This window comes from Endozoicomonas montiporae CL-33 (assembly GCF_001583435.1).
GTDB lineage: Bacteria > Pseudomonadota > Gammaproteobacteria > Pseudomonadales > Endozoicomonadaceae > Endozoicomonas_A > Endozoicomonas_A montiporae.
The window spans coordinates 92073-104657 of sequence record NZ_CP013251.1 but is presented as its reverse complement, the minus strand read 5'-3'; the positions used below and the strand labels follow the sequence as shown (position 1 = coordinate 104657).

Annotated in this window: 12 protein-coding genes; 7 read left to right on the top strand and 5 right to left on the bottom strand. The window is 48.0% G+C overall.

The features are described 5' to 3' along the window. Positions 1-30 precede the first annotated feature (30 nt). Positions 31-927 (bottom strand): cytidine deaminase, encoded by an 897-nt coding sequence (cdd, locus tag EZMO1_RS00485; protein ID WP_051790589.1) that lies wholly within the window; start codon positions 925-927, stop codon positions 31-33. 98 nt (positions 928-1025) lie between these two features. Between cdd and EZMO1_RS00480 the strand changes: the two genes are divergently transcribed. Together EZMO1_RS00480 and murI are read left to right on the top strand one after the other, a co-directional pair. Then, positions 1026-1388, top strand: coding sequence for a TraR/DksA family transcriptional regulator (locus EZMO1_RS00480; protein WP_034879056.1), 363 nt, complete (start codon positions 1026-1028; stop codon positions 1386-1388). A 24-nt stretch (positions 1389-1412) separates the two neighbouring features. Next, positions 1413-2375 carry a glutamate racemase gene (murI, locus tag EZMO1_RS00475; RefSeq protein WP_244886720.1) on the top strand — a complete coding sequence of 321 codons (963 nt, stop codon included), beginning with the start codon at positions 1413-1415 and terminating at the stop codon, positions 2373-2375. Positions 2376-2392: 17 nt separating this feature from the next. On the opposite strand, the gene EZMO1_RS00470 is transcribed toward murI, so the two are convergent. Then, on the bottom strand, positions 2393-3499 hold the full coding sequence (locus tag EZMO1_RS00470) for a TRAP transporter substrate-binding protein (RefSeq protein ID WP_034879053.1): 1107 nt from the start codon (positions 3497-3499) through the stop codon (positions 2393-2395). 574 nt (positions 3500-4073) lie between these two features. On the opposite strand from EZMO1_RS00470, the gene EZMO1_RS00465 reads away from it, so the two are divergent. After that, positions 4074-4907, top strand: a complete 834-nt coding sequence (locus EZMO1_RS00465) for a hypothetical protein (protein ID WP_145912421.1) — start codon at positions 4074-4076, stop codon at positions 4905-4907. Between the two features lie 282 nt (positions 4908-5189). On the opposite strand, the gene uvrD is transcribed toward EZMO1_RS00465, so the two are convergent. Next, positions 5190-7361: a DNA helicase II gene (gene uvrD / locus EZMO1_RS00460; protein WP_034879051.1), complete on the bottom strand. Its 2172-nt coding sequence runs from the start codon at positions 7359-7361 to the stop codon at positions 5190-5192. 133 nt (positions 7362-7494) lie between these two features. Between uvrD and EZMO1_RS00455 the strand changes: the two genes are divergently transcribed. From EZMO1_RS00455 to znuA, 3 genes are all read left to right on the top strand, one after another. Then, positions 7495-8352 (top strand): MurR/RpiR family transcriptional regulator, encoded by an 858-nt coding sequence (locus EZMO1_RS00455; RefSeq protein ID WP_034879050.1) that lies wholly within the window; start codon positions 7495-7497, stop codon positions 8350-8352. Between the two features lie 108 nt (positions 8353-8460). Next, positions 8461-8634 carry a PA3496 family putative envelope integrity protein gene (locus EZMO1_RS26430; RefSeq protein ID WP_160174118.1) on the top strand — a complete coding sequence of 58 codons (174 nt, stop codon included), beginning with the start codon at positions 8461-8463 and terminating at the stop codon, positions 8632-8634. Between the two features lie 440 nt (positions 8635-9074). After that, a complete protein-coding gene (znuA, locus tag EZMO1_RS00450; RefSeq protein ID WP_034879048.1) occupies positions 9075-10022 on the top strand; it encodes a zinc ABC transporter substrate-binding protein ZnuA in 948 nt (315 codons plus the stop codon). A gap of 4 nt (positions 10023-10026) precedes the next feature. On the opposite strand, the gene EZMO1_RS00445 is transcribed toward znuA, so the two are convergent. Together EZMO1_RS00445 and purU are read right to left on the bottom strand one after the other, a co-directional pair. Beyond that, positions 10027-10314, bottom strand: a complete 288-nt coding sequence (locus EZMO1_RS00445; RefSeq protein ID WP_034879046.1) for a hypothetical protein — start codon at positions 10312-10314, stop codon at positions 10027-10029. Between the two features lie 246 nt (positions 10315-10560). Then, positions 10561-11415: a formyltetrahydrofolate deformylase gene (gene purU, locus EZMO1_RS00440; protein ID WP_034879045.1), complete on the bottom strand. Its 855-nt coding sequence runs from the start codon at positions 11413-11415 to the stop codon at positions 10561-10563. 61 nt (positions 11416-11476) lie between these two features. On the opposite strand from purU, the gene EZMO1_RS00435 reads away from it, so the two are divergent. After that, entirely contained in the window at positions 11477-12541 is a 1065-nt protein-coding gene (locus EZMO1_RS00435) for an IS701 family transposase (protein ID WP_034873259.1), read from the top strand. The last annotated feature ends 44 nt before the right edge of the window (positions 12542-12585 follow it).

Genomic DNA, 12585 nt, shown 5'->3' with positions numbered 1-12585 from the left:
GAAACTCTTTTTTAAGAAACTCTTTTAAGTTTAGACTCTGAAATATTCAAGCCCGATGCCATAACCAGCCAGAAAAGCTTCTGCCAGATAGCGCTGGGAGCTGGTTCCCTGCTGTTCAACCATAACGGCAGCAATCACTTGATCTTCAGGCTCAGACAGCAGGGACATTCGCCAGTTAACAATGGCGGCTTCCATGGCAGAGATGCCGGGGTTAAATGCCGCATTTTCTCCGTAGCGACCTGTTACCACGCGACCACCGGACAATTGCAACGCCACACCCGCACGACTCTGTGAAACCGGTGCGTGGCTCCTTTTTGCAGCGTCGAGAGCCGCCTGAGCCAGCTCACCCGTGTCGTTTAGCACCAGCGGATAACAAACGTCACTCATCAGGTAGTCACTGATTCCCAGATCATCAGGGCCAAAGGCGTCTGGCAACAAGTCGGCAATATGGCAGTTTATGACTTCTCCTTTGGGAGTACGGTCAATAATGATTTCCATCTCATCAACCCGGTTCAGCTCTTTCAGAAACTGACGGCAGTGGCCACAGGGCGCTTCATTCACCATCAGACGTTTCAACCGGGTTTCACCCTGATGCCAGGCATTGGTCACCACACACTGCTCGGCATGAACGGTAACCTTCAAAGGGTGTTGTTCAAATTCAAGGTTTGCCCCGAAGTACAGATCTCCACTGCCTCCTTCTGCCACTGTACCCACCTGAAAATCGGAAATCGGGGTAACACTCAGGGAAGCAGCCAGCGGCAACAGTGCTTTCATCAGCTCCTCTATTGTCATATTCAAACAGGATAACAACGAGGTAGTCTGTTCTTTACTCAGGCGTCCCGACTGCAGAGCTGTGTTTCTGAGGATATTGGCCGCTTCAGCTGGAAATTCATTTAAAAGAAGTTTGAAGTCGTTTTTTGTCTGCATGACATAATGACCAGTACGAAAGTGACGGAGGCTAACAATACTGCATTGCAGCCTTCTGTCCAGTTTTTAAACAATATCGAAAACAACAAGAAAGACTCATGAAACCATTAACCAGCAAACAGGAAAAGCAACTTAAAACAATATTGCAGTCTCTGAAAGCCGGGCTGCAAAAAACACTTCAGCAGACCAGCGAGTCGGCTCAACCGGTTCACCTGGACCAGCAGGCGTTTGGGAGAGTGTCCCGTGGAGGCGCACTGCAACAGCAAAGTATGGCCAAAGCCAGTGAAGCCCACATAAAGAAACGTCTACAAATGACCATAAAGGCACTTAAACGGTTTGAAGCCGATGAGTATGGCTTTTGTCCGGGCTGTGACCAATCCATTGGTTTTCCAAGACTGGAAGCCCGACCGGAAACTCCCTTGTGCATCCAGTGTCAAAGCAAGGCGGAACAAAGGCGATAAAGCCAAAACGCAGTCTTTTGCAGCATGAACTTATTTGCAAACCGGTTGCCAGCGACTAACCTAATGGCTTTTGTGGAACGACAGCACCTATCGTCTATGCAACGGTCAGCGCAACAGAATGATCCTGTGAGCAGTTTCTCTATGGAGAGCAGTTCAATAAAGAGTAGCTCTATGAAGGGGCACTCCATAAAGAGTCGTCCCATTGTGATCTTCGACTCCGGCGTTGGAGGGCTGAGCATCTATCAGGAAGTCAAACGAAAGCTGCCAGACATTGAAGTCATTTACTGCGCCGATAATGAAGCATTCCCATACGGCTCAAAGCCGGAAACAGAAGTCATTGATCGTACCCTCTATTGCCTGAACGAGCTGGCCCGGCAATTCCAGCCATCCCTTGCCATCATCGCCTGCAATACTGCCAGCACTATCTCTCTACCCAAAGCCAGGCAAGCACTTCAAATTCCGGTGGTCGGTGTTGTTCCTGCCATCAAGCCTGCCGGAGAGTGGTCAAAAAAGCGCAGGATAGGACTACTGGCGACACCGGGAACCATTGCCAGAGAATACACTCAACAGCTGGTTCGCGATTTTGCCAAAGATTGCGAAGTGATTATGGTCGGTTCCAGTGAACTGGTAGACATGGCAGAGCGCCACCTGCGGGACGAGCCTGTTGGTCATGAAGAGTTCAAAGCCGTTATAGAGCCATTCTTTGTGAACGGTCAGCAGCCAGACTGTATCGTTTTAGGCTGCACGCATTTCCCTCTACTGGAAGAGCAGCTTCAGGCTGCCAGCCCGGTTCCGATTCACTGGATCAATTCCGGTGAAGCCATCGCCAGAAGGGTAGAGTACTTACTGGAGAGGGCACCCGAGTCTGGAACAGCGAACTCCGATCAGTTTATTTATACCGGTAATGATGACGGAGTTCAGGCCCTGATGCCTGCCCTGAAATCAATGGGTTTTGAAACGGTGAGTCAGCTGGAGCAGGAGCATTAACCCCTGCTCACAACTTTTTACAGTGAACGAGCGTCGTAATAGGCTTCTTCAGAGATTTTGTGATATTCCATGGACTGTTTACGGAAGGCATTAAAGGATTCGTAAACCCGTTTGGCGACGTCACTGGTGGCTGCCACTTCAGCCGTGACTTCGTCAGAGGTTTTCTTCAGTTCTTTTAATACGTCATCCGGCAAGCGACGCAACTTAACACCGTGTTCAGACACCAGCTGGTTCAACGCTGCATTATTTCTGGCAGTATACTCATCCAGCATATCCTGGTTCACCGCCCTGATTGATGCTTTTACCATCGCCTGAAGGTCTTCCGGCAAGGCATTCCAGGCATCAAGATTGATGGTGAATTCCAGCATGGTGCCCGGCTCGTGCCAACCCGGATAGTAGTAGTAAGATGCCACTTTATAAAAACCAAAGGCCAAGTCGTTATACGGGCCAACCCACTCCGTCGCATCAATAGCGCCAGTCTGCAAAGCTGTGAAGAGTTCACCACCGGGCAAGGTCACCGGAACACCACCCAAACGCTTCAACACTTCTCCGCCCATGCCGGGAATGCGCATTTTTAACCCTTTGATATCATCAAGAGAGTTAATTTCCTTATTAAACCAGCCTGCCATCTGTACACCGGTACTGCCACCAGCAAACGGTTTGATATTAAAAGGCTTGTACACTTCATCCCATAAAGCCTGTCCACCGCCATAGTGAATCCAGCTGTTCATTTCCTGAGCGTTTAAACCAAAAGGCACAGCGGCAAAGAATTGTGCAGACGGTTCTTTCCCTTTCCAGTAATAAGCTCCGGCATGTCCCATATCAGCGGTACCATTGGACACCGCATCAAACACTTCCAGTGCCGGAACCAGTTCGCCAGCACCGAACACCTTAACCTTCAGACGGCCTGAACTCATTTCATCCACCATAGTGGCAAAACGTTCAGGCCCCATACCCAGACCGGGGAAGTTTTTCGGCCAGGAGGTGACCAGTTTCCATTCAAAAGACTGTGCTTCAGGCTCCACAACAACCGAAGTTTCGGCTTGCTCGGACGATCCACAACCCGCAAGCAATGTTGCAGATAACGCCAGTCCGACCGAGGCAAACAGATGTCGATGTTTCATGACTTTACCTTTCTGTCATTATTGTTTTTATAAAAGACAGGTGCATGTTATCAAGTGTGACTTTTCTGGCAACTTAAATTACGCAATAGCCTATTGGGTAGTGGGTCAAACCTGTGATCATAAAAGTCTGTAGACCTTGCCAACACCGAGATAACAAGATGAGAAATCACAGATTTAGACCACTACCGCCTATTGATCAGACCGGGCACAGCCAGTCATACCAATTCCGCTCTCTAAATATGACTATGAGCAAGTCATTCTGGGTCGCAGGACAATACCCTGAAGGACATAAAGGCGGAACGACGAGTAATAGCCAGCTATTGCGAGGAGTTCCAACGCAGCTCCCGTGATTCAAAATGGCTGCGCAATTCATGTTTAGAAGGTGGGATTGGTATTACTCACTCTGTGTGAGCAAGCATGGCGGAAGGGTAAATTATCTTCTACTTTTACTTCGTCTTCGCCAATAACCCTGAAAACAGTGCTATAGAACCGAGAAAGTGTACCAATATCACTGCCTTCTTTAAGGCTTATTGTTTTGATGTTTTCCCTGACCTTTGGAGTCCCTCCTTTGTACATGTTAAAAGATATAAGCTCCCAAAAAATCTCCACTCATTTCTTGAACTTCTTCCGTGTTGTTTTAGTATTTGCTGTTTCGGCTATCAGTGTTGTCACTCAAGTTCAGGCAATCACTATAACGTTTTACCACGATAAAACGCAGCCTGTTTCAGGAGGTGACGAGCTAACCTTTGAGGTGATCATGTTTAGTATCGATGGTCCTATGGTCACAGAACTTGACCTTGGCAACAACTATGCGATGAACGATTATACTGGTTACGATCTTGACAACGTCCGGTTTACCCATATGGAGTCTTCCGGCAGCTGCGGGCCTGAGAATGCCAACAATAGTATGTCTTGTGGGGTGCCACCTTATTCATTTGTTTTTACAATCAGCCCCTATGATACCCAATTTTCCAATGTTATGGCCAATGCCTTCAAGGTTCACTCAACAGGGTTGACCAACACCGTTGGCTTGCATCATGAGAGTTTAGAAAATGGGTATCTCACCTCCAGTATCATGGCTTTTTTTCTGGGTTTCTCCGCAAGCTCACAAGAACATTCAACAGTCATTGATCCTCAAGACGTTGAAGAACTGTTTATGCCGGATCAGAACACTTCCAGCTTTGTCACCATGTCTAAGGAAGAGATACAAGAGAATGAGCATGGACCGTTTCTGGACAGCGAAGACTATCTGAGCATGACTTTGCTCAGTGGTTGTTCTCTGGTGCTTCTGGTTCGTAACAATGTGCTCCATTTCCTGAGTGTTATAGATGCCCGGAAACTGGTAAGAGATACCCTGAGTAGAGGGTATGTTTGGCGCAAACGGTTCAATAATGACCAAGAGGGTTAACCCGGTCCCACTCCCTTCAGTCTCGATCGATAACGCCGCCGTCTCAATCAGCTCAGTTCCGGGGAACCAGCTTATACCAATTTCGTCTTCGAAACATGAATTGCACAGCCATTCCAAACCGCTGGTTCTGCGTCAGAACTCCTCGCAATAGCCAGCTATTACTCGTCGTTCGTCCTTGCCCAGCGATTTGGATTGGCTTGCTCATGGTCATATTTAGAAAACGTAATTGGTATTAAACGAGCCCAAACTGACAGCCCGGACAAGTATCCGGGCTGATATCCATCAGGAAATAATTGTCAGGTTAGCGTAAGCCATCATCAGCCATTTGGTGCCTTCGCTGTCAAAATTGACCTGAACCCTTGCCTGGGCTCCGTCACCTTCCGCATTCAAAATGACGCCTTCACCAAACACATCGTGATGTACTCTTTGTCCCAGTTCCAGTCCGGCAGAAGCAGCAGAAGATGAAGGCTGTCGTGTGGCTGTCGGACGGGAAATGGTTCCTCCCAGACGGACTTCCTGAATCAACTCACCGGGTATCTCCCGGATAAAGCGGGAAGGGCGATTAAAGGTGTCCTTGCCATATAAACGACGATTCTCCGCATAGGTAAGGTACAGTTTCTCCATTGCCCGGGTAATGCCCACGTAACAAAGACGACGCTCTTCTTCCAGATTGCCTTCATCCAGCGACATTTTATGAGGGAACAGACCTTCTTCCATACCTGCCAGAAAGACCACCGGAAATTCGAGCCCTTTAGCCGAGTGCAGTGTCATCATCTGAACGCTGTCAGAAAACTGGTCGGCCTGATTGTCACCGGCTTCCAGTGCAGCATTGGCCAGAAAGGCATCCAGCGGACTCATGGCTTCGGTTTCTTCGTCCAGATCCAGATCTTCGATATCAAACTGACGACAGGCTGTTACCAGTTCCTCAAGGTTTTCTACCCGGGCACGGCCTTTTTCGCCTTTCTCTTTTTCATGGTGTTCGACCAGACCTGTGTGAGTAATGACACGGTCAGTCAGTTCACCAAGATCAAGGTCGTCTCCCGCAACTGTCAACGTTTCGATCAGGTCCACAAACTCTGCCAGAGAGCGACCTGCCTTCCCGCCAATGGCTTTGTTCGCAATCACGTTCTTGATAGCGAGCCATAGAGAAACATCTTGTGTACGAGCAGCCTCTCTCAGTTTTTCAACGGTTTTCTCGCCAATGCCCCGCGCCGGAATATTGATGACCCGCTCCAGAGAAGTGTCATCATGGGGGGTACTGATCAACCTGAGATAAGCCAGGGCATTTTTGATTTCTGCCCGTTCGAAGAATCGTTGACCGCCGTAAATCCGGTAAGGAATACCTGCACGTAGCAGTGCTTCTTCAAGGTTACGAGACTGGGCATTTGAACGATAAAGAATGGCAATATCACTGCGGGCTGTGCCTGCATTAACCACCTCGCTGATCCGGTCTGTAATAAAGCGGGCCTCATCCATTTCATTAAAGCCGGAGTAGAGCTGTATCGCTTCACCATCACTGCTGTCGGTTCGTAACTCTTTACCCAGACGGTCCGGGTTATGGGCTATGACCGCATTGGCAGCGTTCAGGATCATACCGGTAGAACGATAATTCTGTTCGAGCTTGACCGTTTCAGACTTGGGAAAATCTACGGTGAATTGACGTATATTTTCGATACGGGCACCACGCCAGCCATAAATGGACTGGTCGTCATCACCTACCACCATCATTTTGTCTTCATCACCCACCAGCAACCTGAGCCACGCATACTGGACGGCGTTGGTATCCTGAAATTCATCCACCAGCACATAACGGAAGCGCTGTCGGTAGTGCTGCAGGATATCGGGACGCTTCAGGAACAGCTCATGGGATCGTAGTAACAGCTCACCAAAATCGACGACGCCCATCTGTTCACAGTACTGATGATACGCCCGATAGACGTCCAGCATAGTACGTTCAAACGGGTCATAACCCGGATCGATGTAGTCCGGACGCAAGCCTTCATCTTTTTTACTGTTGATGTACCACTGAGCCTGTCTGGGTGGCCAGCGCTGATCATCCAGCTGCATCGCTTTCATGATGCGCTTGATGACCCGAAGCTGGTCGTCGCTGTCGAGTATCTGAAAACTCTCCGGTAAGCCAGCATCCTGATAATGTGCACGCAACAGACGGTGGGATAAGCCGTGGAAAGTCCCCACCCACATACCGCGTGGCGGAATGCCCAGCAAATCTTCAATACGGGTGCGCATTTCGGCCGCTGCTTTATTGGTAAAGGTAACGGCCATAATGGAGTAAGGCGATATTGTTTCTACCTGAACCAGCCAGGCAATTCGGTGTACCAGTACTCTGGTCTTACCACTTCCGGCACCAGCCAGAACCAGCATTGAGCTCAGCGGGGCTGTAACGGCCTTGCGCTGGGCATCATTCAGGGAGTCAATAATCGGTGTTACATCCATGGCGGGTCTTCGCAATTAAAACTTGGAACAGTGTAACGAATACTCAGTGCGTAATCGATCAGGCGCTTATATCTTCAATTCAGGCAATGTAGTATAAATGCAAATATTCTAATAATAATGAAGTTTGACGTTTATGAACGACCCTATTATTGCCGTACAGCAGGGTTACTCTTCCCTTCGCCGCTCCGAGAAAAAAGTTGCCGATTTTGTTCTCACGCATCCTCACGATAGTTTAAATTCCAGCATTGCTGATCTGGCAAAAAAGGCAGAGGTCAGCGAACCTACCGTCATACGCTTTTGCAAAGCCATTGGCTGCAGTGGTTATCAGGACTTTCGTTTAAAACTGGCTAAAACAATGGGTAGTATTGATACCGCTACACCACAGTTTGCCGAGTTTTCACTGAATCCCGGAGACTCACTGGAAGATTTGAGTCGTAAAGTATTTGATAGTTCTATTAGAGAAATTCTACAGGTGAAGCAGGCTCTGGATTTCAGGCTGATAGAAACGGCCACCCGAGTGATTGCAAGAGCCAGAAGAGTGGAGTTTTTCGGCTTTGGCGCCTCAGGCATCGTAGCTCAGGATGCACAGCATAAATTCATGCGTCTGAAGCCACTGACATTTGCCAGCTCTGACCCTCACCTGCAATTGATTTCAGCATCGACAATGACTGAGGCTGATGTTGTGATTGCCATTTCACACTCCGGTCGCTCCAGAGAGCTGATTGAAAGCGTAAAACAGGCCAAAAAACGCGGTGCCACCATTATTGGCGTCTGTTCTGACCACACCCCTCTGGCAGAATATTGCCATATCCCTCTGTCGATTGAAGCCAGAGAAGACACTGCGCTATTTACACCACTGTCATCGAGAATTGCTCATCTGGTGGTGATCGACGTATTGGCAACGGCCGTTGCAGTTCTCAAGCAACCCGACATTGCAGAGCAATTACGAAAGATAAAGCAAAGTTTAAGCGTCGGTAAAGTCGAGACCTGACGGTGTACGAGATGTCTTACACAGATAAAAGAAATGCTCTCTTGTCAATAATATGACACAGGTTTATTTTAAATTTGTCAGTAAGAAAAATAATAAGAGATTACTGCCATGAATAAGAATAAAACCTCTAAAAAAACCTCGATTACCGCTTCCGGCCATGCCCGTGGCGGGATACCCGAAAAAGGTTCGAAGCGAGCATTGTATATTCGCCGGGCTCTGGAAGACCGGGAAGAGAAAAAGCGTCTGAGCAGTGAATGCGGCGACGATTACTGGAGTGACTGACCTTTCTTATCTTTGTCATAACAGGCAGCAACATGCTGCCTGATGCCCCCTTAAACAAACTCCCTTCTGCATTGCCCAACAGTCCCTGACACCTTTCTTTTTAAGAAAAATGACCGGACAGCCTCCTAGGAGGCTGTCCGAGAATAGCGCCCGTAGCGAGGATGGCAGAAAATTGAGGATGAAAAAGCGGTTTTGTAAGGAGAATAGCGAGCTATTTGACGAACAAAAGCGATTTTTCAGACCAATTTGCTGCCACCGCACGACTGCATGGATGCAGGAGCTAGTGCAACGCAGGAGCAGTTGCCGGTAGGGCAGACTATTCTCGGACAGCCTCCTAGATAAAAATGGGTCATGGGACAACACATATAGAACATAAGTACACTCTAAAATATATATGTTATAATGTAACGCTTTGAAGTTAAGCAGTGTCGTAACAATTCATGGTTCTCAATAAAAAATTCCCAATAATAGTCAGCCTGATCAGCTTGCTGTTTATTAGTGCGCCAACATTTTCCAGCAAACTGCCGACTCAGCAGCCTCCGAAAGTGTTAACCTCTATCAAACCTGTGCAACTGATTGCCCGGGCCATCACTGATGGCATCACGGAACCTGACGTACTGCTGCCTCCTGGTGCTTCACCTCATAACCACAGCCTGCGTCCCTCCGACGCCCGTTTGCTGAACAGTGCCGATGTCATGTTCTGGATTGGTCCTGATATGGAAGTGTTTCTGGAAAGAATGCTGGCTAATGCCAAAAGTACACGATCTGTCCCGATGATGAGCGCTAAAGGTACTCATCTAAGGCGCTACGATGAACATAGCCATGACCATAATAATCATCATGATCACGATCATGACCATGACCACCATCACGGTGACTACGATGCCCACATCTGGCTAAGCCCACAGAATGCGATTGCCATAGCTTCAGCGATGAGTGAAACCCTGAGCGAAATGGATCCGGCCAATGCGAAGCAGTACAAAAGCAATCTGAAAAAATTTACCAGCAGCCTGAACATGGTGGATGCTCGTAATAAGAAAAAGCTGGCACCGGTTATCAAGCGCCCAGTGTTTGTGTTCCACGATGCTTATGGTTATCTTCAGGATCACTACCACCTTAACATTGCCGGACACTTCACCCTGAACCCGGAGCAGCAGCCAGGTGCCCGCCATCTGACAGAATTGAGAGATAAACTGAAAGAATCAGGCAAAACCTGCGTATTCAGAGAGCCACAGTTCCAGCCTGCCTACATCAACAGAATCGTTAGGGGTCTTGATACCAAAGTGTCCCTCTTAGATCCTCTGGCAACCGATATTGCAGAAGGTCCGAATGCTTATCCGGAATTCCTCGACGGCCTTGTTAACAATATTGTCAGCTGCCTGAAGTAGCCTATCAGAGGCTCATACCCAGATAAGTTCCCGCCAGAAAAGCTATAACACTAACAAGGGGAATGGCTGTGGCTGACAGAGTCAGCCACATTCTCAAGCCATCTGACTCCAAACGCCGATTCCAGCATTGCACGCTAAATTCAGCATCATCATCCAGCTCAGACGATAATCCGCACTGATTGCAATGCACCTGCCACATTTGTGTTTCAGCAACGACCATATCGGACAGTTCGGCCTTTCCTTTGCAGCAGGGGCAGGTCTTGAGTATGGCCAGAGGAGGGTGCTTTTCCATAAGCAGCTTAATGTGCAGATCATTTAAAATCAGTTTTACACATTTGCTAACAGGTTATCCACAAGATAATACCAATTCCGTTTTCTAAATATGACCATGAGCAAGCTATTTCAAATTGCTGGACAAGGAAGAACGACGAGTAATAGCTGGCTATTGCGAGGAGTTCTGACGCAGAGCCAGTGGTTTGAAATGGCTGCGCAATTCATGTTTAGAAGATGGAATTGGTAGAACCTGCTGTCAGAGCAATCAGTCCAGAATAATGGTTTTTCTGCCATCAACAATAACGCGATCTTCAAGATGGTAGCGCAGACCATGAGCCAGAACCGTTTTTTCAACATCTTTGCCCAGACGCACCATATCTTCCGGCAGGTGGTTATGACCCACGCGAATCACATCCTGCTCAATGATAGGACCTGCATCCAGCTCTTCAGTCACATAGTGGCAGGTGGCTCCAACCAGCTTAACGCCACGGTCATAAGCCTGATGATAAGGTTTTGCACCCACAAATGAGGGCAGGAAGCTGTGATGAATATTGATCAGGCGGTTTTCATACAGGTCACACAACTCAGGCGGGATGATCTGCATGTAGCGAGCCAACACGACAGTATCAACCGTATATTCTGCCAGCAGCTCTTTCATTCGCTGATAGGCAACCGCCTTATTGTCTCTATCGACGGGCACATAATGGAAAGGAATACCGTGCCACTCCACAAAGCTGCGAAGATCTTCATGGTTCGAGATCACGCAGGGAATATCCATAGACAGGTCTCCGCTGCGCCAGCGGTAGAGCAGATCCGACAGGCAATGAGCCTGTTTACTCGCTAACAGAGCCACTCGGTGAGGTTGCCCGGAATCGTTGATGCGCCAGTCGAGCTTCAACTCATCTGCGATAGACTGAAATCTTGTGCAAAACTCTTCCAGCCCAAAAGGGAGGCTGTCTGCTCTGATTTCATTGCGCATATAAAACCGTCCGGTTACCGGGTCCGAATGGTGGTTAGCCTCCAGAATCCAGCCACCTTCCCTTGCAATAAACTGGCTTACTGCAGCAACAATGCCACTGGCATCCGGACAAGAGATTAACAATCGATAGGTCCTTGTCATCGTTCTATTCTTTTAATTCACTCATGTTACGCACCCAGAAAAATCTGCCATGCTTTAGAGCATGAACACAGAGCTGTTTGAGCTGTATAGCGATTACCTGCTGTCCTCATTCGGCAAAACGACAGCTACACAGCTGTCATCTTTGCTGGACGGCGCATACAGCCATGATCAGGTAACACGCCTTCTGTCCCGTAATCACTTCGACAGTAAGACTCTTTGGCACCATGTTAAAGCCGTTGTGCGTCAGGAAGAGCGCGATGATGGAGTACTTATTGCCGACGACACTATTCAGGAGAAACTCTACACTGATGAGAACGACCTGATTGCATGGCACTTTGATCACACCTTTGGTCGTTCGGTAAAAGGTATCAACCTTCTCAACTTTGTTTACCATGTCGGTGATATCTCTATTCCCGTGGCCTACAAGCTTATCGAAAAGCCTATTCAATACTCCGACGTAAAAACTAAAAAAGTTAAACGCAAGGCTGAAACCACCAAGAACGAAGACTTTCGGGAGATGCTGAAAGTTTGCTGTGATAATCAGCTCAAATTTCGTTACGTGCTGGCAGATAGCTGGTTCTGTTCTAACGACAACATGCTGTATATACGACACGAATGCGATAAGCATTTTGTCATGGCCAGCAAGTCAAACCGGAAGGTTTCGCTGAGTGAGGAAGATAAAAGTCGGGGGCGCTCACAGCGCATAGATTCCATTGATTTCTCAGAAGAAAAGCCTATCAAAGGCTGGATTGCAGGCGTGGACTTCCCCGTTCTGCTGTTCCGGCAGGTCTTTACAAACAAAGATGGCAGTAAGGGCATTCTCTATCTGATATGCAGTGATCTTGAGTGTGACGCAGAGGCTTTGAAGGCGATCTACAAAAAACGGTGGAAAGTTGAAGTCTTCCATAAAACACTCAAATCTAATGCGTCAATGGCCAAGTCACCGACTTATACAGTTTTGACGCAGAGTAATCATCTGTTTATGTCGATATATTCGGCATTTCGTCTCGAGGTGCTGGCTAATAAGCTTGATTTAAACCATTTTGAGTTGCGGGCAAAGCTTTATCTCACTGCATTGAAATCATCGTTCCAGAAACTTCAGTCGATGAAGGGGTGCGTAACATGAGTTAATTCAGGATTATTATGAAAGGCCTGAGAGGGGTCAGGCTT